The following is a 22,830-nucleotide window of genomic DNA, read 5'->3' on the forward strand; positions in this document are numbered from 1 at the left end:
TGAGCAAAGTACAGGCAGGAAGTCTGTACGATATGAAAGGTTAAGACTATGAAATTTATTAAAAATAAAATTATTGCTGGTGTCACCATCGTAGCAACAGCGGTGCTATCTCATACTGCGGCAGCAGCGAATTTTAAAATGGCTATCGGCGATGCTGCTGGTGGTACGCAGTGGGAATTGGCGACCTCGTTTTCTGAACTGATGGAGCAAAAAACAGACGGTAAAGTGAAAATCGATCTTTTCCCGAATGGCCAATTAGGCAATGAGCAAGACACTGTCAACGATGCGGCAATCGGTCTTCTCGACTTCTCTGTACTGGCGATCAACAACGTAACCCCTTTCTCTCCAACTGTTGGTCTACTGACCATGCCTTATGTGATTCAAAGCGCAGAAGAAGCGGTTCTACTTACTCAAGGCCAAGTTGGCCAAGACTTAGTCGATAACACCATTCGTGATGCTGGCGTTCGTATTGTCGGTTGGGCTTATTCAGGCTTTAGGGTTTTGACTAACTCGAAAAAGCCTGTCGCTTCACCAGAAGATTTGAAAGGGCTCGTGATTCGTGTTCCCCGTAACGAAATCATGATTGCTTCTTACCAAGCGTGGGGTGTAAATCCAACGCCAATGGCATGGTCTGAGACTTTTACAGGCTTGCAACAAGGTGTGGTTGATGGTCAAGACAACCCATATATCACTGTTCATGCCATGAAGTTCAATGAAGTACAAAAGTACGTAACAAACCTCCGTTACATCTTCTCACTTGAGCCGCTAATAGTCAGTGAAACGGTGTTCCAGCAACAGACGCCTGAAATGCAAAAGATCATTCTTGAAGCGGGTCAGGAAGCGACAGAGCACAGCTTTGCTTACCTGGAAAATACTGAAAACAAGATCCGTGAAGAACTACAAGCAAAAGGCATGGTATTTACAGACCCAGCAGACAATGAGCAAGAGTGGATCAGCGATGTAACGAAATCAGTTTGGCCTAAGTTCTACTCAAGCATTGGGGGCAAAGACAAGCTAGACGACGTTCTTGAGTTACTAGGTAGAAAGTAACGATTAGATACGCCCTATTTACTGCTCTCCGCTACTTAATCACCTAGCGATAGAGCAGTGAGATAGGGCATTTACATGGCTTTACTTGTTGATCTGTTCAGTACCTGATCTTTTTAGGACCGTGAGCGACTGGTTGTCATGTGGAAATCAACATTGGAGGTTATATGTCAGTCGCTAAAACAATAAAAAAGCACTTAAACAATATTGAGGAATATACCTGTTGTCTGCTGCTCGCAAGTTTTGTCCTATTGCTGTTCACACAAATTATTACTCGTCAGTTCTTTGATTACTCTATCCCTTGGGGTGACGAAGTCGCGACTTACATGTTCGTTTGGTTTGCCTATCTAGGCGCTGTTGTGGCGGCCAAAATGTCAGCCCACAACCGAGTGAGCTTCCACTTTAAATTCTTTCCGCCAATTGTGCAGACCGTGAGTGAAACCATTGCTGACTTCTTATGGCTCTGTTTTAACGGTTACTTTGTTTACCTCAGTTACGACTTCGTGTTTAACAAAATGAACCTGTTTTGGAAATCTCAAACAACAGGCATCCCGATGAAGTATTTCTACATGATTTTACCTATCGCGTTTTCCCTAATGATGATTCGAATTATCTGGAATAACTACGAGCGTTTATTCAAAGGCGCAACCAACGAAGATCCAGAAGTCAAAGAGCTGCGCAAAATGACGGCACAAAAGTCCGCGCAATAGTCATCACAGAGAATTGTCGTAATAGAGAGATGTAATAATGGAATCCTATTTAACTCTAATTTTATTTGGTGGCTTTTTAACGCTGTTAATCCTAGGCGCACCAATCACAGTATCACTGGCCGGCGCTTCGATGGCGGCCTATATGTTGCTCGACAAAAATCCCATCGCTTTAGTACAAATCGCGTTTACCTCGGTGGGTAACTTCCCCTTAATGGCTCTGCCAGCCTTTGTTCTTGCGGGTGCATTAATGGAGGCTGCGGGGATCTCCAAACGTCTGGTGGATATCGCCGAAAGCTTAGCCGGGCCCGTAACGGGTGGCCTTGGCGCGGCAACGGTTATGGCGTGTCTTTTCTTTGGCGCTATCTCGGGCTCTGGCCCTGCAACAACGGCAGCGGTAGGCATGTTAATGGTGCCCGCGATGGTTAAGCGTGACTACGACAAGAGCTACGCTTCGGCAGTTACGGCTGCATCCGGGGGCTTGGGCATTATCATCCCGCCATCCATTCCTTTGGTTATCTTCGGTATTTCTGCAATGGGCTTAATGGCGCCACCAGAAGCCATTGCTCAACACGGCCAGTTTGCTTCTTTATCGATTCCAAAACTGTTTGTCGCTGGGGTTGTGCCGGGTTTCATTATGGCGTCGACGCTGGTGGTGACTAACTATTTTATTGCTAAACGCGAAGGCTACAAGGGGCTGACCGAAACGTGGTCGTTTGGTGATGTAAGGCATTATTTGCGCCGTGGATTATGGTCGATCTTAGCACCGTTCTTGATTCTTGGTGGTATCTACAGCGGTATGTTCACACCAACAGAATCAGCGGTTGTGGCGATATTCTATTCGTTGTTTGTGGGGCTTTTCATTCATCGAGAGTTGTCGTTTAAAAGCGTGATGAAATCTTTGTCGACCACCACATGGATCACAGGGCGTGTATTGTTAATCCTCTTCGCCGCTACTGTGTTTGGACGCTTGTTGATCGAGCAAAAAATCCCAGTTGTTGTGGCGGAATCTCTACTCAGTTTTACCGACAACATGTACATGGTGTGGGCACTAACGATTACCTTGCTGCTGTTCATCGGCATGTTCATGGAAACCTTGGCGGCGATCATGATCATTGTGCCTGTTCTACTGCCAATCATGTACATGTTAGGCGCGGATCCTACCCATGTTGGTATCGTGGTGGTGTGTACGCTCTCGATAGGTTTTGCGACACCTCCGCTGGGTGAAAATATCTTTGTCGCCTCGGGGATCGGTGGCTCTACAGTCGAGCAGATCACCGCCAAGATCCATCCCTTTGTACTTGCATCTGTCGTGGGCGTTTTCGTTATCGCTTTCTTCCCACAAATCACACTTTGGCTACCGTCCTTAGTCGGCTATTAGGAGACACAACGATGAATTTATCCAGAATAATCCTTATTGGCTGCGCCTTGTTTGCTGTAGTGAGTGGCATTGGATTGCGTGCTGAGCATTCAGAAGTCGAGAAAGAAACTAAGCCAGTCAATGTGCTCGATATTTCTGAGCCACATGTGGTCAGTGACGCTGAAAGAAGAGCTAAAACCTTGCTTGCGAAAGCGGTGGTGCATGTTCAAAAAGAAGGTGATGACAGCGTGAAAGACTTCATGAGTGATGCCGAATATATAGACGGTGAGCTCTATGTGTTTGCTCTTGGTATTGATGGCCAATTTCTTGCCAGTGGCGGCTCTTCGATGGTGCTGGTGGGCGACAGTGTGTTGGATACCCAGGACGTTTACGGCAATCCTTTTTTCCGTGAAATGATCACCAAAGCAGTACATAACGGTTTTGGTGAAGTGAAGTATCACTGGACCAATCCAACCGACCGCATGGGAGAGCCGAAAACCACTTTCTTTGAGCGAGTGGGAGATGTGATTGTCGCGGTGGGTTATTACCCAGAACGTTCCAGTGCTGCAGAAGCTAAGCGGTTATTGGCGAGAGCGATGACCGCGATAGTGGAATCAGAACAAGAGAGCCTGGCAGAGTTCAATGATGCCGAGGGCAGTTTTGTGGAAGGAGACTTGTATGTGTTTGTGATGGATATGCTCTCTGGAAAGCTGCTGGCGCATGGCGTATCTCCTGAGCTTGTTGGGCGGTCACACAGCGAGATTTTAAGCCCTGACGATAAACCGATTCTTACTGAGATGTTGAATCTCGCGAAAGAAAATGGTCGCGGAGTTTACAGCTACCGATGGTTAAACCCTCAGTCGAGTAAAGTTGAAACCAAGCATACTTACTATCGAGTCATCGACAATAAGTTGGTCGGGGTCGGTTATTACACAAATTCAAACAACACGTAAAATGGTTTCTAGCGAGCCCTCAGCCCAGTGAAATAAAGGGCTAGGGGCCCAAAATATCAGTGTGTGTAAAAAAGCAATTTAGTAAAATTAACAGTGTGAAATTTTTGTTGTGAAATTGTTTTATAAATACAGGTAGTATGAAATACATGGAAGCCACACAGTAAAGAACAATTTTTAATAAGGTCAATCAGGATGTTTGACCTAAATGAAATTCAAAGCCGTACGAGGGATAGACTATGAATATGCTGACACTAGACAAAACAGAACTTCACAGAAACCATTCAACATTTATTGCTGAAGCTGTCTTTGCCGTCGAAATGGTGAAAGCAGACAAGCAACTCGAAAAACAGAAAATGGCAAAACAGTTGCTTGATACTTTATTTCCTCTAGAGGCAGGCTCGCACGAAGACGCAGTGAGCTATGAGATTGACTACAGACACGTTCAGGTTTACTTCAAAAACGGTGAACACACAGGTCTAAAACGCGCTAAGCACTTTGTGGCTTACACCGGTGATAAATCTAAACCTTCTGCAATCTTGTTCCGTGACGAGAGCGGCACGCACGTTGAAGTGACGATAGGTGCTCGTAAAGGTACGGGTCACCTAGAATTGGTTGATATACAAGATATTCAGCTAGAGACATGCACCACGTTTGGCCAAACTGAGGCTAGTTGTTCTTCAGGAATCCGTCACTGGGTGAGCTTGGTGAAAGGCGATGAAATCGGTCGACCGAATGCATCGAGTGAAGACAAAGAATTCACGGCAAAAAATGGTGAAGACTACAACCTAGGTTTTTGCTTTGCGATCTAACGCTCTTTAGCGACTGAATTGAGCTTCGGCGATTAAAATACCTGAGCGCTGCGATACGTGGCGCTAATATCGCACTATCGATTTCTCTTTACCTTTGGTAATTTCCCCGCCCCTATAGCGGGGCTTTTTTATTAGAGGTATAAGTAAATTAAGCGCTTCTTAAAGTTATCTAACAAAAGTTTTTTAAAATTTCACCCCATATCTTTGTTGGTTTAAGTGTTTGTAATTAAATGATTTATCTGTAGGTTCTAGTCTTTTTTTTATAGCGGGAATGACCATGGATGACAGTGCGCTGAGTGACTATTGAGCAAAAACTCAGTCAAAATACTTCGTGCTGTGCTATTATGCGCGGCCTGGGATTGAGCTATTAAGTCCATTTGTCGCCTCTCAAGGTGGTTTTTATCACGTTTATTTAAGTGGTATGGCGAGCCAATCAAGTAGTAGTTGGATATGGAGAACGTCCTTATATTCGTTGATTCGGATATGCGAACATCATAATTTATGAGTTTTAAATCAAAAAAATACAGTATTGATTCTACTGACTATCAAGTCGGTCAAGATAACGTCAGTAAATGGGGCATGGATGTCCATAACACCGTTTTCGTAGCCTCGGTTGGCTTATCTCTTCTCTTTATCATCACTCTTCTTGCTCTTCCTCCTGCGGATGCTAAAGCTGCTATTGATTCTATTAAGGGTGCAGTTCTATCAAAGTTTGACTTCCTGTTTATGTGGGGAGCCAACATCATGCTAGCGTTCGCTGTGGTTATCGCGTTTTCACCGTTGGGTAAAATTCGCCTAGGTGGTGAAGAAGCTACGGCGGACTACTCAATGCCATCTTGGATTGCGATGTTATTCGCTGCAGGTATGGGGATTGGACTTATTTTCTGGGGTGTTGCAGAGCCAACCGCCTTCTTCACGAACTGGTTCGGAACGCCATTGAATGCAGAACCCTTCACTGAAGCAGGCCGCGAGTTAGCGCTAGGCGCGACAGTATTCCACTGGGGCTTTCATGCGTGGGCTGTCTATGGTATGACGGCGCTTTGCCTAGCATATTTTGTTTACAATAAAGGCCTACCGTTATCAATGCGCTCTGTGTTTTATCCAATACTGGGTGAGCGAGTGTGGGGTAAAACCGGTGATGTGATCGATGTGCTAACCGTACTGGTTACTCTGTTTGGCCTAGCGACTTCATTGGGCTTAGGTGGTACACAAGCGGCAAGTGGTATCAGCCATGTGTTCGGCTTGGAAAATAACATCTTCCTTCAGCAAGCTATTATCGTGTTGATTATGGGCTTGGCGATCATTTCTGTTCTGCGAGGCATGGACGGTGGTGTTAAGTTCCTAAGTAACCTGAACATGGTTATTGCGTTCGTATTCCTGGGCCTTATCGCAGTATTGAACTTTACAACTGTGCTTGATTCAATGGCGACGGCAGTAACGGGTTACGTGAAAAATATCGTAGCGTTGAGCCAAAGCTCTGGCCGCGAAGACACAACCTGGCTGCATGGTTGGACTGTGTTCTACTGGGCATGGTGGGTAGCGTATGCACCTTTCTTCGGTATGTTTGTAGCGCGTATTTCTAAAGGCCGTACGGTTCGCGAATTCTTACTTTGTGTACTGATTATCCCAACATTGGTAACGTCAGCTTGGATGTCTATTTTCGGTGGCGTGGCTATCGAACAAGTGATTAATCAGGTGGGGCAACTTGGCCTTGACCAAGGCATCACAGACGTATCTCTAAGCTTGTTCTACATGTTAGATGCTTATGAGTTTGGTAGCATTCTGTCTGTTATCGCTGTCGTGTTGATTATCGTATTCTTCGTTACAACGTTAGACTCTGGTTCTATCGTTATTGATGGTATGACGGCGGGTGGTAAACTTGAAGTACCAGTGAAGCAGAAAGTGGTTTGGGCGGTTATTTCAGGTGCCATCGCGATGGTAATGCTATGGATTGGTGGAACTCAATCAATCCAAGCACTGCAATCTATTACTATTATTGCAGCACTGCCGTTTACGATCATTCTTCTGATTGGTTGTGTGAGCTTGTTGAAAGGCCTACTGACGGAAGTGGGTAAAGGGCAAGAAACCGTTAGCCCCGCCCCTGAGTAAACTGCGACGCAGAAATAAGCAGCTAATGCTTTAATTTTACTTAACATTATTTCAAAGCTCTCTTGTACTGTGTGCAAGGGAGCTTTTTTATGGTTCAAAGAAACAAGAAACAAGAAACAATAAAGATAAAAAAGAGCCATAAGTGAATAGTCACTTATGGCTCTTTTAACTCTTACTCTTAGGAACGCGGTTCTAGCTATTATCTAATGTGCGCTTACGCATCCAATTCGTGCTGAATAACGTAATCCAAAGCACCGACTACCGCAGCAACTTGAGCGTCGTTACACTCTTCGTTTGTCACTTTGTCGCTGTCCGGGTAAACCTCTGTGGTTGTACCGTACTTACAATCAGTCACACCGCCACATAAGCCAAGCTTCTTCATTGGGTAGTTAATCACACCATGTTGGGTAACTTTAGAACCAATGATCTTGCCGTCTGCATCTGCTGGTGCAATGTGCGTTACTTTTTCAACTGAAGCAATTACCGCCTCTTGGAACTCAGGCTGTGGGTTTTCTGTATCGCCAACCGTGTAGAAACCGTCTGGAATCATACCTTCAATGTACTCAATACCATCACGCGCTGCGAGTGCTGGTCGGAATTCTGTTTCATCAGAATCCGTCGTTTCATGTAGATCAACGTGAACCAACACTTCTGGTAAAGAAGCGACTAATGCACGTAGGTTTGCTGATTCTTCTGATGGCGTACCGTCGTAGAAAGAGCGGTTTGGATCGACAGCATTTGGGTTCCAACGGTTGATCACTTCGTAACCCCAAGGGCTTACACAAGGTGCAACAACAATGTTGAAGTGCGCTGTATACTTTTCCGCTTGAGTGGCAGCGAATTTGATCGCGCCATGGACACCACTGGTTTCGTAACCGTGAACACCACCCGTTACAAGAACAGTTGGTTTTGATGAGTCCCAGTTCTTACTCTTAATAGCGAAAAGCGGGAAGCGAGCTTCGTCGTAGCTCAGTGCGCCGTATTGCTCGATGTCAAAGCGGTCTGCTAGTGCTTTAATCTTTGGTACGACGTCTTGTTGGTATTCACGCTTAACCGTTCTTTGAGCAAACCATGCTTGACGCTCTGCTTCTTGCCATTTTTTTCCTGGCTCACCAATAGGGTAGGTGTAAGTACTTTCCATTGTTTTATCTCTGTCAGGGACGTTGCGATGAAGTGAGAATAATCAGCGCAGCGGGATCGTGCAACTTTTATTGAGTGAGTTTATGCTTCGAACGATTGGTATTCTAAATACTGTTTCTAAAAGTCGTTATTCTTGGAAGCTTTAGGCTGTTAAGAAAACAAAAAACCTTCACATATGTGAAGGCCTTGATAATTCAACAATATAATTTATGAGCTGAAACAGCTTAAAACTCTGTTTACTTAACTGTCCAAGCAATCGTCTCACCGCCACGAATTGGCACCACGATGTCTGAACCGAAAGGCATTGTTTCAGCAACATTCCACTCTTCTTTTACTAGAGTGATTGTGTCTGTGTTGCGTGGAATACCGTAGAAGTCAGGACCGTTGTGGCTTGCAAACGCTTCTAGGTTCTCAATTTTACCTTCTAAGTCGAACACTTCTGCGTACAGTTCAACCGCCGCGTGCGCAGTGTAAGAACCGGCACAACCACATGCTGACTCTTTTGCGCCTTTTGCGTGTGGTGCAGAATCTGTACCCAAGAAGAACTTCTTGCTGCCGCTTGTTGCAGCTTCGATAAGCGCCAATTGGTGCGTGTTACGCTTCAGGATGGGAAGGCAGTAGAAGTGTGGCTTAATGCCACCAACCAGCATGTGGTTACGGTTGTAAAGTAGGTGGTGAGCGGTGATGGTTGCCGCTACGTTGTCGTTTGCGTTCTTAACAAAAGTCGCTGCATCTGCTGTCGTGATGTGCTCTAGAACGATCTTCAGGTTAGGGAAGTCGTTTACAATCGGTGCTAGAACTGTGTCTAGGAACTCTTTTTCACGGTCAAAGATATCAACATCGTGAGCCGTTACTTCACCGTGTACAAGCAGCAACATGCCCACTTCCTGCATTGCTTCTAGTACGTGGTAGATGTTTTTAGCAGAGGTTACGCCTGAATCAGAGTTTGTTGTTGCGCCAGCAGGGTATAGCTTCGCCGCTACAACAGCGCCAGACTCTTTCGCCTTGCGAATTTCATCAGGTGTTGTGTTGTCTGTCAGGTAAAGTGCCATTAGAGGCTGGAACTGTTCACTTGGCTGCTCTGCCATGATGCGTTCACGGTAAGCAAGCGCCATTTCGGTATCGGTTACCGGTGGGACGGTATTTGGCATGATTAACGCTCGACCATTGTAACGGCTGATATCGCGAACTGTATCTTTTAGTACGTCGCCATCGCGTAGATGAACATGCCAGTCGTCAGGACGAGTAATCGTAAGTTGTGTCATTGAAGGCTCCCACCAATTGAAGTGTTATGTAGTTGGAGCCTAAACTCGGCGAAATCTGTGAAAGCAATCGCTTACGTTTAGGCGACAGGATGATAGTGGAAAAGCACTTTCATTTCATCCTATTTTTAACTCTTCATGGTTAGGAGCTTGTTTTTATAGGGTTTTAATTCGCTATTTATTCCTGGATATGGGTTAGCGGGTGGCCACCCACAGACCGTGGATCATTCCTGGTACCCAGAAGAAGAAAGTAAGGATGATGTTAATTAGTAAATCTTTACCCGCACCACGAGCGAAGAACACACCAACAGGTGGAAGTAGTACACATAAAATAATAATGACGAGTTTGTTCATGATAAATCCTTTTTTATTCAATGACAGTTCAATGCGATAAACGTGTTCAAATTATAGAACGTATGGAAAGAGTTAGTGTATTGGTGTCTTTATGTATATAAGACAGTCGTTTAAACATCTCAATATATTAGCTTAGTATCAAGTGTTTAATACCTGCCAGTTTATCTATTTATAACCATTTGCTAGCATTGGGACAAACTACAAAACATTGGAATCGTTATGTCGCAGCTATCTTCAGGTCAAAGGGCGTTAGATCAAAGGGCTTTGGAGCAAGAGCCTTCTGATCAAGCTCCTTCTTTATCTCAAATCAATGTGTTTCCGGTAAAATCAGTGGGCGGTATCTCGCTCTCTTCTGCTTGGGTCGAAAAGCAAGGCCTTACTTTCGACAGACGCTTTATGCTCGCATTGGCTGACGGTTCAATGGTCACGGCACGTAAGTACCCGAAAATGGTCAAGGTATCTTCAAGTTTGCAACCAGACGGTTTGATTTTCACTTACGAAGGTAAAGAGCCGTTACGCCTAAAGTATGCGGATTTCAAGATGCAAGAAGCGCCAGCAACGGTTTGGAAAGATAGCTTCACCGCATATACCACCAATGATGACGCCGATGATTGGTTTAGTGACGTATTGGGTGTTCGTGTTGAGCTATTGTTCTCTGGTGAGCAATCGAATCGTGTTCGTGAAAAGCTCGGTCATAACGTAAGTTTTGCTGACGGCTATCCAATGTTGGTGATCAGCCAAGCATCGCTTGATGAGCTGAATCGCCGCAGTTCTGAAGTTCATTCGATGGATCAGTTCCGCACTAATTTTGTTGTTTCCAATACCGAAGCCTTTGCTGAAGATGGTTGGAAGCGTATCCGAATCGGCGAGGTTGAATTCGAAGCTGTGAAACCTTGTGAGCGCTGTATTCTAACCACGGTTGATGTTGAACGTGGCGAATTCAGAGCAACAAAAGAGCCGCTCAATACCTTCTCCACATTTAGAGCTAATGAACGCGGTGGGGTTTTCTTTGGTCAGAATCTTGTGGCTAAAAATGAAGGTTTAATCAAAGCCGGTGATGTGGTCGAGGTGCTCGAGACCAAAGAGAAAGAGCTTTATGAAGACACTTGGGTTGAGTCACTGCATCTAACCTGTGTTGAGCGCGAAGAGATCGCACGCGACTTTACAACCTTTTGGTTAGAGCCTGCGAAAGAAAACCACTCACTGCCACTTTACCAGCCTGGCCAACACCTACCGATTGAAATGGTGATTGATGGCAAAAAAGTGTCTCGTCGGTATACGCTATCTTCTAGCCCGTCACGAGCGGGTCGTTTAGCGATTTCAGTGAAGCGAGTGGATGATGGTCAAATCTCCAACTGGCTAAATGATCATTTCCAAGTGGGCGATACTTTAGTCGCGCAAAACCCAGACGGTGCGTTCTACTTAGAAGAGAATCCAACTCATCCATTACTGCTGTTGTCTGCAGGTAGTGGCATTACCCCAATGTTGTCGATGCTGCGTTATTTAGCCGACCACGCTCAGATTGATGATGTGGTTTTCTATCATCAATGCAGCAACGAACAAGATATCCCTTATCAAGCTGAGATTGATCAGATCGCTAGCGAACATGCAGGCCTACGTGTGATTTATTCGTTAAGTCAGCCAAGCAAAGAGTGGGATGGTTTATCAGGCCGTTTGAGCATTTCGCATATCGCTAAGATTGAAGAGCTGCATAAGCGCCAAGCGTTTGTGTGTGGCCCTGATGGCTTTATGGATAACGCAAAGAAACTGCTAATTCAAATGGGCCTAAACCCTCAGCATTACCACCAAGAGGCGTTTGGTATCGCTCAGTCAACTGAAGAAGCGGTGAAACAACTGCAGTTAAGTGTGAACGGCTACTTATTCGAAGGTAATAACCAATCAACTTTGCTAGAGCAAGCTGAATCGGCGGGCGTACCTATTGCTTCCAGTTGTCGTGCGGGTTTCTGTGGCGCTTGTAAAGTGACTCTTGAATCAGGACAAGTTCACCAACCCGACGTGCCAGCACTACAAGATCACGAACGGAACATGGGTCAGATACTAGCGTGTTGCAGCGTTCCTCAAACTGATATCGAAGTTGTGGATTAAAGCCCTCTCTGTTCAATAAGAAAAGCACATTAAATAAAAGGCCGGGAGTTCACTGAAATGAACTTCCGGCCTTTTTGATTCTGAGGCTAATTCAGAAAATTAATCGTAGATCGTTGGGATTGGTTGACGCTTGTGCTGTGTCGCTTTGTAGATGCTTACTAAGCGATCTGACACGTCTTGAGGGACTTCTTTGCCTTCAAGGAAATCATCAATTTGATCGTAAGAAAGGTTCAAGGCTGCTTCGTCGGCTTTCTGTGGTTCAAGCTCTTCTAGGTCGGCAGTAGGAACTTTCTTAACCAGTGTTTCTGGGGCACCTAGCGTTGCTGCAAGTTCACGAACCTGACGTTTGTTCAGACCAAACAAAGGTGCTAAATCACAGGCACCGTCACCGTGCTTAGTGTAGAACCCCGTGATGTTTTCCGCCGAGTGGTCGGTCCCAATCACAAGGCCGCCAACGTAACCTGCAATTTCGTATTGAGCGATCATGCGAGCACGAGCTTTCACATTACCTTTCACAAAATCAATCTTTGCAGAGTCTGTTGGTAATAAGCCTGTGCCATCTAAAGCAACGTGAGATGCAGTGTGAAGCCCATCAACTCCCGCTTTAATGTTGACAGAAACGGATTGAGAAGGCTGGATGAAAGAGAGAGCAAGCTGAGCTTCATCTTCATCTTTTTGCTCGCCGTAAGGCAGGCGAACCGCAATGAATTGATAGTCGTTACTGCCTGTGCTCTCGTTCAAGCTGTCGATGGCCATTTGAGCCAACCGGCCACAGGTCGTTGAGTCTACACCGCCACTGATACCAAGAATGAGAGACTTGCAGCCTGACTGTTGAAGTTTCGTTTTAATAAAATCCACACGACGAGTCACTTCGAAGTGAGGGTCAATTGAAGGTAGTACGCGCATTTCGTCACGAATTAACTGTTCCATTCGTATTCCTTTCCTGCAAGCAAATTAAAAATCTAGTGTTATCATACCTAAATCATCTGATTTAAAAACCTCTTTGCACAAGCTTAGAAAGAGAAGGCAGTAATAAATAATGGAAAAAATAGCCATTTTCGGTAGTGCGTTTAATCCGCCGAGCTTAGGGCATAAAAGTGTGATTGATTCGTTAGCCCATTTCGACAAAATTCTACTCGTTCCAAGTATTGCCCATGCTTGGGGAAAAGAGATGCTAGACTTTGATACTAGATGTCAGTTAGTTAGCGCATTTATTAACGATCTGTCACTGGACCAAGTTGAGCTATCGTTGATCGAAAAGAGCTTGTTTACCCCAGGTGAAAGCGTGACGACTTATGCAGTGCTTAGTGAACTCCAAAAACAACACCCAGAGGCAGAGCTAACGTTTGTCATTGGACCTGATAATTTCTTCAAGTTTTCATCGTTTTATAAATCAGATGAGATTACTGAGCGATGGTTCGTAATGGCTTGTCCTGAAAAAGTCAAAATCCGCAGCACAGACATACGTAATGCGCTGATAAGTGGAAGCGATGTAGCAAACCTGAGTACTAAGTCAGTTACAAAGATGTTGCAAGACGGTGGGCTGTATCAGATAATGTGAGCTCATTAATAAGAGGTCAGAGGACTATGCTAAAGAGCACGATACCAGCGGCGTTGATCATAGCTGCATGCAGTTTGCCTGCGTATGCTGAATGTGATTTTTTTAGCTTAGATTCGATCATGCTGACCTCTGATAGTGAAAACAATTGTTTGGACTTTTCTACGAGCATCGAATCTTTTGGCCAACGTATGATGGAAATCAGTGGGCTGAGCGCTGAGGAAGCGGAGAGTACACCTGATTATTGGACTGACTGGGTACTTCAAAGCAAAGAGGCACCATTTATCACACAAAGCCTAGAATCAAATTATGTTGGTTTGGGTATGTGGTTTCCTGAAGATCTGGAAGACGAACAGTATGAGATGTCTACCGAAGAGTGGCTGCTAAATCATGGCTTACAACTTAGTATTGGTTTTGGCGAAAAAGTCCAAGGGCAACCTCGGATGCGTTTTGATTACCGTTGGCATGATTCAAGTGACGCCGACCTAATGATGCAAGTTGAGTTACCTTTCTAACGAATGATATGGTAGTTTTGCTCTGAATCTTGAGCAGGCATTAAAAAGTTAAAAAAGCCGCAAAACTGAAGTGCCTACATAAAGTGGACATTTCTGTTAGCGGCTTTTTAGTATCTTGTTATTTTTGGCTTGGTTTACAGATTGGCTTGAAGTGGAAATAAGTACTCTCAACGATTGAAGAACGGTAGGCCCGCTTCCCCTTGATTATAGGTATTCACCAAACACTAGCATGCACAGTTGTTCGAACTCTTCTTCTTTCCCTGAAAATAAGTCATCAATTACAAGCGAACGTTTTTGGCCAGACTGCATGCGCTTCTTTGCTTCTCGCATCACCATTACTAGGGTGTGTTCTTGCGGTAAGTTTGAATCATCAATGCTCCATTGATTGAATCGCAGAGACAGGGCACTCTCATAAAGCAGTGGCTTAAACGACAATACCTCTTGTTTCAGTACAGAAAGCATATCTTTACATGCTTGATCGGTATTGTTGGCACTTGAAGCGTGGGACTTGGTCAGTTCCAACTTTTCGAGTAGCGCTAAAGAGAGGTTAGTTTGCGTGATGTAACCCGCTTGTCTTGGAAATGAGTCCGTTAAACGAACAGAGAAGTCAACACGGTTAATCTGAGTGTTTGGAAAGTAGGTCAGTGATGTTAAGCAGTCGTATGGAATCCAGATGCTTTGGCCTGGCTCAACGGCATACTCTTGTTTACCCAGCTTAATCAAAACCAAGCCACTTTGAACCGATACAAGGCTATGTTTAAGTACTTTCTTGCGTGGTGTGATCACCAAGTGTGAAAAGTAAGCCGATGTATATTCAATAGCGAAGTTCATAGATAGTACCTTAATTTTGGGGCGTCAAGATTACCGTTAATCTTAAAGAATGCCAACAGTAACAGGGGATTTTCAATATTTCTGGTCTGACCTTGTCAAAAGTATGGGCTCTGTAGCTGCGATAAGTCAAAACAACGCGTAGAATGAGCCAGCTTTTTATTATATGAATTAAAAAATGACCTCTCCAACCGATCCATATGTTGATATTCGTCCTTACGGCGATAATGAAATTCCAGCGGCATTAAACCGTCTAATTAATGATGAAGAATTTATCAGTGCGATTCTGCACTACCGTTTTTCGAACCATGCGTCTTGGTTCAAAGCATTAATGAGCCCCATTCTGCGTGTGTACTTAAAAATGAAATGGAGTAAGCTGACGAGCGTTGAAACCATTCAGATTGAAGTGAAAAAGTACTTGCGAGACACGTTAGCGAGAACTACAGATGGTGTGACGTACACTGGTGTAGAGTCATTGGATACGAATCAAGCTTACCTTTTTGTATCAAACCATCGTGACATTGCAATGGATCCGGCGTTAGTAAATTACGCTTTGCATCAAAACAATCATCAGACTTGTCGCATCGCAATTGGTGACAATCTGCTAAAGAAGCCATGTGCGACGGAATTGATGCGCTTGAACAAGAGCTTCATCGTAAAGCGTTCTTTGAAAGGGCCACGTGAAATGATGAAAGCGCTAAGCCAACTGTCTTCTTACATCAAACACTCTCTAGAAACAGGTAACTCTATCTGGATTGCTCAAAAAGAAGGCCGTGCAAAAGACGGTAATGATTTTACTGAGCCTGCAATTTTGAAGATGTTCCATGTTGAAGGGCGCAAGCAAAAAATCGAATTTCCTGAATACGTTAAATCATTAAAGATTGTCCCTGTGGCTATTTCTTACGAAAACGATCCGTGTGACACGGCTAAAGCCGTCGAGCTTTTTGAAAAAGACGTCAACGGTAGCTACGAAAAGGGTGAGTTTGAAGATATTGAAAGTATCATTCAAGGCATCATTGGTAACAAAGGCCGTGTTCATGTTGGTTTCGGTCAGGTTATCGACCAAGATTTTGCGACGCCGGAAGAATTGGCTGAAGAGATCGATCGTCAAATCCACGAAAACTACAAACTGTTCCCAGTAAACCTGTTGGCAGCTGGAAAAGAAGATGAGTCGATTACTGCTGAAGTGAAGCAAGAGTTTGAAGAGAAGCTATCAAGCCTACCAAAAGGTGCTCGCCAGTACTTGATTGATAGCTATGCGAACCCAGTGAAGAATATTGGTTAGTTAATGCTCTTGTTAGTTTACGTATACAGAGATAGCTCTAGCAGATGAGTTAATAGCTAGAGTTGAAAAAAGGAGCTTTGAGCTCCCTTTTTGTTCTCTGTGTTTGCTCACGTATAGACCAAGCCTTTATAGTTTTAGCCTGAGTTAGCGAGCGACTGCGCCACCGAGTTCTAAGTTTGTTGGCCAAGTAGTAATGATGTTCCCACCTAGATAAATATTGCCTTTGACTGTCATGGTGTCAGGAAACGCCGTAATCGCAGAGCCACCTATATATAAGTCACCATCAATAATGATTCCGTTAGGTAGCTCTGTTAAAGGCGTACGAATCACACTCAGGTCTCCTTTCACTCTAAAACCATTCGGTAGCCTTTGCAGTGGGGTGTCAGTAAGGTTAATAAACCCACCCACTCTTACACCTCTTGGCCAGCTGGTTATTTGGCTACCAATCAGATCAGCGTAACCTTTTATCTTAACCCCGGTAGGAATTCTGGCTAATTGGCTGTTAGATGCTTTCAGGCTGCCGTTCACTTCCAATCCTTTAGGTAGGCGCGCAATTGCCGTGTTTTCTATATTGAGATTGCCATCAATGATCAGTCCTGTTGGTAGTGATGTATAAGGCTTGTTTCGTAGATATAAGTTTCCGTAATTATCGAGATGGTTCAATATTTGAGAGTGATCGAGCGGTTCGGCACTGACATTTGTTATGGTTAAGGCACCAATAATAAGTGCAATTATTCTGAGCATAACGGGCTTCTTATTACGATAGACGTTAACACTATAATGGAAAAATTATTCTCGCACAGTGTTTTACCAATTTGATGGTAGATTAAATTGAATCGAGTGGTTAAATAGGGGGAAGTCAACAATGGCAGGTAAATCAATGACTAGAGTAAAAAAACAAATAATTAAGGCTTTTCTCGTCGCGGCTTCAACGTTTGGTTCAATGTCTGTGGATGCGAACAAAGTAATTTCAACACCCGCAAAGGCCGCAGTATTGGTGACTCAAGGCGGTCAACCGCAACGTGTTTGTTATTACGATGATAAGGCTTATAGTATTGGCTCTGTGTTAGAGATCGGCGGAGTTGTGATTAAATGTGCGGTCGAAAATGATTTTGAGCAAAATGGTGCGCTTAGGTGGGTTGAAATAATAAAAAAAGACGAGTAATAAACTCGCCTTTTTATTTTATGAGTATAATTGCTTATATTAGCGTACTAGAGAGCGGCTCTTCAGTTCGAAAATAATCTTCTCAGCGCTGACTTCAAATTTAAAGCGCGCTTGCAATTCAGTGCTATCTTCTGTCATCTCTGACGCTTCAAACTCAACGTTACTAGACACTTGCTTTGCCAACTCAACGTACTTAGCAAACTCAGCTTCAATAAGGTCTTTGGAGTTACCGTAAACCGTTACTTCGGCAACATCGTCGCCTTCTTTTATGATGAACCCGATTTCGCCTGCACAGCCGCAAGCCTCACATACATCGTTGTTGCCCATATCTTGGCTCATAAATAATCCTCTTACAAAGTCTGAGGTTATTCTAGCGAGCAATTTGAATGGTATCTACAAAAATTGAAACCTTTGAACTAATTCGTTGTAGTAGGCTATGTTGTTTACTTGAAGGTAAATAAATATAAACATTTGTGATAAAAATACATATGTGATCTTTATCATGTTTTTTTGAGGATTAATGTTATTAATTCGTCAGAATATCATTCACTTAGTTGCGCTAGAAATGATTTTATAAGATTATCTATTGATTGATAGGTATTTATAAAATGAATTTTTTGTAGAGTATTTCATATTCTAAGTCGTTATTTAAAACTATCGACTTAGGGTAGTAAGGTGATTTTTGAAGAGCAATTAAACAAAGTGTCTACAGAGATATCAATGTAAAATTGTTCGTACAAAGTATTTGTGTGAGTTTAGTGAAAAATACTTGCGAAAAAATACCTTGCTCACATAATACTGATAACGATTTTCATTCTTACTTCAACTCATCGAGTTAGATGGATTTACAAAGAGAAGAACCTGAATATGCCAAAGCGTAGTAAAGAAGATACAGAAATCACAATCCAGAAGATTATGGATGCCGTCGTAGACCAGTTACTAAGGTTGGGCTACGACAAGATGTCATACACGACGTTGAGTCAGCAAACGGGTGTTTCTCGTACAGGTATCAGCCACCATTTTCCAAAGAAAACAGACTTTACGGCTGCTCTAGACGGGCGAATCTTCAAAATGTTTATGGAACATATTGATTCCGAAAATGGTCTTGATGCATTCTCTGCAAGCTGGGTTAAGTCTCTAGAAGACGCTGAATTTATAGCAATCTTACGTTTACTTTTCCATCATATTGTTACTGCTGAAAGTGCGCATGAGTTCGCTGCAAACGGTATTGATCGTCTTTACAAGCTGACAGAAACTCAGTTTGGTGATACTAGCGGTAAAGAATTAGAGTGGCTAATTGGTAAATCATTGATCCGTATGAGTAGGTAATGGTCATATGGATTCAAAGAAGCTCCCTGGGGAGCTTTTTTTGTGCCTGTTGTTTGAGTTCGGATTCCTCAACCTATGCCACTCTCTTAAATCTGTTTTCTTCTCTTGAGCTTCCCTATTTGTTCTAGGATTTAAAGTGTTTAGTCAGGTGTGAGTAATCAAAGCCCCGAATGAGTCGAGGCTTTGATGAACCAATACTTTGGAATGGAATGAGAATTAGCAATAGTTATTGAGCTGGATGAACCTGAGGGAAGCTCATGGTTGGGTGTTTTTCAACAATACTTCTGTAGCCATAGACATCCTCAATCATCGAGGGCTGAAGTGCCTCCCAAGGGCTGCCATCGCAAACTAAGTTACCATCTTTCAATACCACGAGTCGGTCGGAATACTGAGCGGCTAGGTTTAAGTCATGCAAAACTACGATAACCGCGGCATTGTGGTTGTCGGCTAACTCTCTCGCGATCTTTAAGGTGTTGTGCTGGTGGGCAAGATCTAGTGCTGATGTGGGTTCATCAAGCATCAAGATACATTGGTCACCAGAATAGTGAAGCTGGGTTAACACTCGAGCCAAGTGCACACGCTGTTTTTCACCACCAGACAGAGAAGGGTAGAGCCTTTCACTCAAGTGAGTCACATCGGCAATCTCCATTTTTTGGCTAGCGATGCTAGTGAGCTTTTTGTTGGACTCTTGCAGAGGGATGCCACCGAGTTCGACGACTTCATGTGCCAGGAATGGGAAGGTCAACGTGCTGTGTTGAGGAAGCATCGCCAAGTGTTTAGCCAGCTTGTGAGAAGGCCACTTGTCTTTGGTGTGTCCAAAATATTGGACATCACCCGTGCTCGATATCTCTTGGCACAAAGCTTTAAGCAGCGTGCTTTTACCTGCGCCATTTGGCCCAAGCAGTGTGGTTACCTTTCCCGCTTCAATCTCAATAGAAACGCCATCTAATATCACTTTACTGCCGAACTTCACTTCGATATCGGTCGCTTTTAAAGCTGAAGGAAACATTAAAGGATTCTCCCTTTCTGTTGAAATAGTAGATATAAAAAGAATGGAGCGCCGATAATCGCAGTGACGATACCCACTGGTAATTCTGCTGGTGCAAGCACCATACGTGAGAACATATCTGCGGCGGTTAATAGCAGTGCACCAAGTACTGCAGACAGTGGCAACAGAACTCGGTGATCGGGGCCTGCTAACATACGACCTAAATGTGGGATCACCAGTCCAATGAACCCAATCATACCAGACAAGCTAACCGTAATTCCGACACCAGCAGCCGTGAGGAGAATCAGCTTTCGTTTGAGCTTTTGTACTGGAATACCAAGATGTTGCGCTTCTGACTCACCTAATAACAAAGCATTTAGCGACATCGCTTGACGGTAGAACACAACAAATAATCCAACGAGAGCCACAGCAGCAAGTAAAATGCCTGACCATTTTGCGCCTGCCAATGAACCCATCGACCACAACGAAAGATCACGCAGCATTTGGTCATCAGCAATGAAATTCAAAAAGCCAATACCAGCTGCTGATAGCGCGCTTATTGCTACACCTGCTAGCAACATGATGGTCACTGAAGTACCGAATTTGCCAGTACCAAGTTTGTAAACCAGCAGCGTGGTTAATGCGCCACCCAGAAAGGCGAAAACAGGCACGGCCATAAAATTCATGAAGGAAGGATACTGCAGTGAAAGCTCAGAGAACAAAACGATAGCCAACGCTGCACCTAATGCCGCGCCTGCAGAGACACCGATGATCCCCGGCTCAGCAAGCGGGTTGCGGAATAGCCCCTGCATAACCGCACCACACAAAGCGAGGATTGCGCCAATCAGCATGCACAAGATGGTTCTAGGTAAGCGAATTTCTTGAATGACTAAGTTGATGTGAGGTGCTAAGTCATTGTTTGGTTGAATTAAGCTTGTGGCGCTGTCGGCTAAGCTAATGTTCATTGGCCCAACAGTGATCGAGTACAGCGCGACAAAGGCTAGGGTAGCACCTAGGCCTAACATCGATGTTTTCAGTGGGACGGAGCGTAACAACATAAAGGGCCTCAATATACATTACCCGCTTTAATACTCCTCACCGGCTCTACGAAAAGTGAGTTGGCGATGAGTATTAAGCAAGCAATAGGAATAGGGTATTCGCGTTATAGCGGGTAGATAAGTGCGTTTAATCGTTTCGCTTCAGAAAGGCTTTCAAGGCCAAGCCCTCCAACCAAAGCACTGCCATTTACGGTAATGATTTGCTTGTTCATTCCAGCAGGAGTCGCCGCGAGCATAGGGAGTGATTTCAGGATGGCATCTGCACCGCCCATTTTTTGGTAGCTACGACCACTCACCAAAATGATATCAGGTTGCATTTCTACCAGTGATTCCATCGACAATGGTTTGTAAGACGTCAGGCTTTTAGCCGCAGGGTTTACACCACCAGCTAATTCAATGATCGTATTTGGTGATGTTTCACCACCGGCAACGTTCGCATTACGGCCTTCATGCAGTAGTAGGAACAGAACTTTTTTTGCTTCGTTGCTGGGGATTTGGTTTTCTTTTAGTGCCGCAATCTTCTGATTTACTTCTGCTTTAATTTGTTCTGATTGATCTTCGGTATGGGTAATCTTGGCGATTTGATCGATACGCTTTAATAGCCCTTCAACGTTTGCTTCGGTGTTAACAATCTCGACATCGACACCTGCAGACCTCAGTTGAGAAATCGCATTGTCTGGCCCCATTTCATCTGAGCCAATCAGTGTGGTTGGTTCAAGAGCTAGCAAGCCTTCAGCAGACAGGTTTCTGTGGTAGCCAATCTGTGGTAGATTTTCGGACTGAGGGAAGCGACTGGTCACATCAATACCTACCAATTGTTTTTCGGCGCCAAGCGCTAAAACTAGTTCTGTAATGGCACTGCCTGCACTGATGATTCGAGGTTGTTCAACGTCATTTGCCATCGCAATTGGCGCGGTCAAGGCCAAGCTCATAGCGGCAGCTGAAAGGAGATGTCTCTTGGTCTTTAATTTGTTGAGCACGTTTAAGTTGTTCATAATAATTTCTTTATGTTTTCTTTTAGTATCGCGAAGATACTCAGTGAGCAGTCCGTTCGCATTGTGAGTTCGAATCGATAGAGAGGCTTAGCTCTGGCTATTTAGTCTTATCAATCAAGAGTGAAATCTCGTGAAAATTGAGTGTTGTCTAACCATCATCAGTCAGTAATTGGGTCGCAGCTATTCCGTTTTCTTGCAGGAACGACAGTAACTTAACTAGGTTCTCAACGTTGGCGGCCTTATCGGCGCCAATAGTGATCGGCTTTTTATCCGTTGACCCCGTCTCTTCTAGCAATGCAATTTTGAAGTTTTCCCAGTCGATATATTCTTGGCCGTTAATCCCCCAATAAGGTTCGTGGTCTAAAATATTGACGTTAATCGAATCTTTATGGACCTCGGAAACGTTTTTAATATCAGAACTAGGCAGTTCAACTTCTAGTGACTCCAGCTTTACTGATGCCGTAAGCAGTAGAAAAACCATGACGATAAATATGATGTCGAGTAGCGGTGTTAAATCTGGCGCTAAACTCTGTGTGTAAGACGATTGAGGCGTTTTAATCATGCTTGACTCACATCACCAACAGCGACTTTGTTTATTGGCTTGCCTTTAGTATCGTCTGATGGGTTTGCTTGAATCGACATGCCTTCTAGCCACACATTCACATAGTTCAGAGTATGTTCTAGTTGAGCGAGCACTCGATCGGCCCAAAGGCCTAATAGCTGTGCGCCTGAAATCGCCGGAAGCGCGATCATCAAGCCAGCTGCAGTGGTTCTCATAGCCAAGCCTAACCCGTCTGCTAGATCGTTTGGCGTAATACTCCCGGTCGTAGCTGCTACACCTTTGAACATTTCAATAAGGCCAAGCACCGTACCAAGCAAGCCAATTAGCGGGCTGATCACGCCAATCAAACCAAGTAGCCTTAAACCTGCGTGCAGCTGGTGGCGTTTTTCTTGTAGCCATATCCCTGCTGCATCTTCACGTAACCCTTTCGAAAAAGAGTGGTGAGCAAGCAACATCGAGACGCCCTTGTATAGCAACGGTCGTTTAGCTGAAATAGACTGAGCGAGAGCTTCGATGTCTTTGCTGTTGGTTGGTGAGATCTGGTTGAGCTCGCGACGAATGGCGCGTTTGCCAACACCAATACTTAGCATCACTTGGAAGATACGCTCAGAGATGATCATTGCGGTAAGGGCTGAACAGATAAGAAGAGGCCAAGTCATTAAGCCCAGCTGTTCTTGTAAATAACTGATTTGTTGCATGA

General features: G+C 44.3%; 24 protein-coding genes. 12 read left to right on the top strand and 12 right to left on the bottom strand.

Going from position 1 to position 22,830, the window contains the following annotated elements; translation table 11 throughout:
* Positions 1–48: 48 nt before the first annotated feature.
* The 6 genes from OCV24_RS17165 to OCV24_RS17190 all read left to right on the top strand — a co-directional run bounded on the left by OCV24_RS17165 (position 49) and on the right by OCV24_RS17190 (position 6,985).
* Positions 49–1,050 (top strand): TRAP transporter substrate-binding protein, encoded by a 1,002-nt coding sequence (locus OCV24_RS17165; RefSeq protein ID WP_046223151.1) that lies wholly within the window; start codon positions 49–51, stop codon positions 1,048–1,050.
* Positions 1,051–1,214: 164 nt separating this feature from the next.
* Positions 1,215–1,757, top strand: coding sequence for a TRAP transporter small permease (locus tag OCV24_RS17170; protein WP_017097758.1), 543 nt, complete (start codon positions 1,215–1,217; stop codon positions 1,755–1,757).
* Positions 1,758–1,794: 37 nt separating this feature from the next.
* Positions 1,795–3,135, top strand: coding sequence for a TRAP transporter large permease (locus OCV24_RS17175; RefSeq protein WP_017057942.1), 1,341 nt, complete (start codon positions 1,795–1,797; stop codon positions 3,133–3,135).
* A gap of 11 nt (positions 3,136–3,146) precedes the next feature.
* Positions 3,147–4,067, top strand: a complete 921-nt coding sequence (locus OCV24_RS17180; protein ID WP_017057943.1) for a cache domain-containing protein — start codon at positions 3,147–3,149, stop codon at positions 4,065–4,067.
* A 236-nt stretch (positions 4,068–4,303) separates the two neighbouring features.
* Positions 4,304–4,876 (top strand): aldolase/citrate lyase/malate synthase family protein, encoded by a 573-nt coding sequence (locus OCV24_RS17185; RefSeq protein WP_017057944.1) that lies wholly within the window; start codon positions 4,304–4,306, stop codon positions 4,874–4,876.
* A 501-nt stretch (positions 4,877–5,377) separates the two neighbouring features.
* Positions 5,378–6,985, top strand: a complete 1,608-nt coding sequence (locus tag OCV24_RS17190; RefSeq protein ID WP_102506996.1) for a BCCT family transporter — start codon at positions 5,378–5,380, stop codon at positions 6,983–6,985.
* Between the two features lie 214 nt (positions 6,986–7,199).
* Here the strand turns inward: OCV24_RS17190 and OCV24_RS17195 are convergent, their stop codons facing one another.
* The 3 genes from OCV24_RS17195 to OCV24_RS17205 all read right to left on the bottom strand — a co-directional run bounded on the left by OCV24_RS17195 (position 7,200) and on the right by OCV24_RS17205 (position 9,741).
* Complete coding sequence (locus OCV24_RS17195; RefSeq protein ID WP_150877452.1) at positions 7,200–8,126, bottom strand: M14 family metallopeptidase; 927 nt, start codon at positions 8,124–8,126, stop codon at positions 7,200–7,202.
* Positions 8,127–8,361: 235 nt separating this feature from the next.
* Positions 8,362–9,390, bottom strand: coding sequence for a dihydroorotase (gene pyrC / locus OCV24_RS17200; RefSeq protein WP_017057947.1), 1,029 nt, complete (start codon positions 9,388–9,390; stop codon positions 8,362–8,364).
* A gap of 192 nt (positions 9,391–9,582) precedes the next feature.
* The gene (locus OCV24_RS17205; protein ID WP_004731890.1) at positions 9,583–9,741 is read right to left on the bottom strand and encodes a YqaE/Pmp3 family membrane protein; all 159 of its coding nucleotides are present in this window, start codon (positions 9,739–9,741) and stop codon (positions 9,583–9,585) included.
* Between the two features lie 219 nt (positions 9,742–9,960).
* On the opposite strand from OCV24_RS17205, the gene OCV24_RS17210 reads away from it, so the two are divergent.
* Positions 9,961–11,847, top strand: a complete 1,887-nt coding sequence (locus OCV24_RS17210) for a hybrid-cluster NAD(P)-dependent oxidoreductase (RefSeq protein ID WP_102506999.1) — start codon at positions 9,961–9,963, stop codon at positions 11,845–11,847.
* Positions 11,848–11,946: 99 nt separating this feature from the next.
* Here the strand turns inward: OCV24_RS17210 and nadE are convergent, their stop codons facing one another.
* A complete protein-coding gene (nadE, locus tag OCV24_RS17215) occupies positions 11,947–12,777 on the bottom strand; it encodes an ammonia-dependent NAD(+) synthetase (protein ID WP_150877450.1) in 831 nt (276 codons plus the stop codon).
* A gap of 109 nt (positions 12,778–12,886) precedes the next feature.
* Here nadE and OCV24_RS17220 point away from each other — a divergent pair, with 109 nt between their 5' ends.
* Positions 12,887–13,408 (top strand): nicotinate-nicotinamide nucleotide adenylyltransferase, encoded by a 522-nt coding sequence (locus tag OCV24_RS17220; protein WP_017057950.1) that lies wholly within the window; start codon positions 12,887–12,889, stop codon positions 13,406–13,408.
* 26 nt (positions 13,409–13,434) lie between these two features.
* Positions 13,435–13,920 carry a hypothetical protein gene (locus OCV24_RS17225; RefSeq protein WP_017057951.1) on the top strand — a complete coding sequence of 162 codons (486 nt, stop codon included), beginning with the start codon at positions 13,435–13,437 and terminating at the stop codon, positions 13,918–13,920.
* A 204-nt stretch (positions 13,921–14,124) separates the two neighbouring features.
* Here the strand turns inward: OCV24_RS17225 and OCV24_RS17230 are convergent, their stop codons facing one another.
* Positions 14,125–14,751 carry a hypothetical protein gene (locus OCV24_RS17230; protein WP_060469330.1) on the bottom strand — a complete coding sequence of 209 codons (627 nt, stop codon included), beginning with the start codon at positions 14,749–14,751 and terminating at the stop codon, positions 14,125–14,127.
* A gap of 175 nt (positions 14,752–14,926) precedes the next feature.
* Here OCV24_RS17230 and OCV24_RS17235 point away from each other — a divergent pair, with 175 nt between their 5' ends.
* Positions 14,927–16,033, top strand: a complete 1,107-nt coding sequence (locus OCV24_RS17235) for a 1-acyl-sn-glycerol-3-phosphate acyltransferase (protein ID WP_102507000.1) — start codon at positions 14,927–14,929, stop codon at positions 16,031–16,033.
* 144 nt (positions 16,034–16,177) lie between these two features.
* Here OCV24_RS17235 and OCV24_RS17240 read toward each other — a convergent pair whose 3' ends face one another.
* The gene (locus OCV24_RS17240) at positions 16,178–16,777 is read right to left on the bottom strand and encodes a hypothetical protein (RefSeq protein ID WP_077681315.1); all 600 of its coding nucleotides are present in this window, start codon (positions 16,775–16,777) and stop codon (positions 16,178–16,180) included.
* A gap of 121 nt (positions 16,778–16,898) precedes the next feature.
* Here OCV24_RS17240 and OCV24_RS17245 point away from each other — a divergent pair, with 121 nt between their 5' ends.
* Positions 16,899–17,198, top strand: a complete 300-nt coding sequence (locus tag OCV24_RS17245) for a YnjH family protein (RefSeq protein WP_017057955.1) — start codon at positions 16,899–16,901, stop codon at positions 17,196–17,198.
* Between the two features lie 39 nt (positions 17,199–17,237).
* Here the strand turns inward: OCV24_RS17245 and OCV24_RS17250 are convergent, their stop codons facing one another.
* Positions 17,238–17,537 carry a YfcZ/YiiS family protein gene (locus OCV24_RS17250; RefSeq protein WP_046223144.1) on the bottom strand — a complete coding sequence of 100 codons (300 nt, stop codon included), beginning with the start codon at positions 17,535–17,537 and terminating at the stop codon, positions 17,238–17,240.
* A 528-nt stretch (positions 17,538–18,065) separates the two neighbouring features.
* On the opposite strand from OCV24_RS17250, the gene OCV24_RS17255 reads away from it, so the two are divergent.
* Complete coding sequence (locus tag OCV24_RS17255) at positions 18,066–18,527, top strand: TetR/AcrR family transcriptional regulator (protein ID WP_017057957.1); 462 nt, start codon at positions 18,066–18,068, stop codon at positions 18,525–18,527.
* A 226-nt stretch (positions 18,528–18,753) separates the two neighbouring features.
* On the opposite strand, the gene OCV24_RS17260 is transcribed toward OCV24_RS17255, so the two are convergent.
* The 5 genes from OCV24_RS17260 to OCV24_RS17280 form a co-directional block, all read right to left on the bottom strand.
* Positions 18,754–19,536: a heme ABC transporter ATP-binding protein gene (locus OCV24_RS17260; RefSeq protein WP_077681316.1), complete on the bottom strand. Its 783-nt coding sequence runs from the start codon at positions 19,534–19,536 to the stop codon at positions 18,754–18,756.
* Positions 19,536–20,573 (bottom strand): FecCD family ABC transporter permease, encoded by a 1,038-nt coding sequence (locus tag OCV24_RS17265; RefSeq protein WP_137008575.1) that lies wholly within the window; start codon positions 20,571–20,573, stop codon positions 19,536–19,538. The genes OCV24_RS17260 and OCV24_RS17265 overlap by 1 nt, the downstream gene beginning before the upstream one ends.
* A gap of 104 nt (positions 20,574–20,677) precedes the next feature.
* Positions 20,678–21,568 (bottom strand): heme/hemin ABC transporter substrate-binding protein, encoded by an 891-nt coding sequence (locus OCV24_RS17270; protein WP_136980804.1) that lies wholly within the window; start codon positions 21,566–21,568, stop codon positions 20,678–20,680.
* Between the two features lie 148 nt (positions 21,569–21,716).
* Positions 21,717–22,130: an ExbD/TolR family protein gene (locus tag OCV24_RS17275; protein ID WP_017057961.1), complete on the bottom strand. Its 414-nt coding sequence runs from the start codon at positions 22,128–22,130 to the stop codon at positions 21,717–21,719.
* Positions 22,127–22,828 carry a MotA/TolQ/ExbB proton channel family protein gene (locus tag OCV24_RS17280; protein WP_150877448.1) on the bottom strand — a complete coding sequence of 234 codons (702 nt, stop codon included), beginning with the start codon at positions 22,826–22,828 and terminating at the stop codon, positions 22,127–22,129. The genes OCV24_RS17275 and OCV24_RS17280 overlap by 4 nt, the downstream gene beginning before the upstream one ends.
* Positions 22,829–22,830: the final 2 nt, after the last annotated feature.

The sequence above is a fragment of the Vibrio kanaloae genome, from assembly GCF_024347535.1.
Classification (GTDB): domain Bacteria; phylum Pseudomonadota; class Gammaproteobacteria; order Enterobacterales; family Vibrionaceae; genus Vibrio; species Vibrio kanaloae.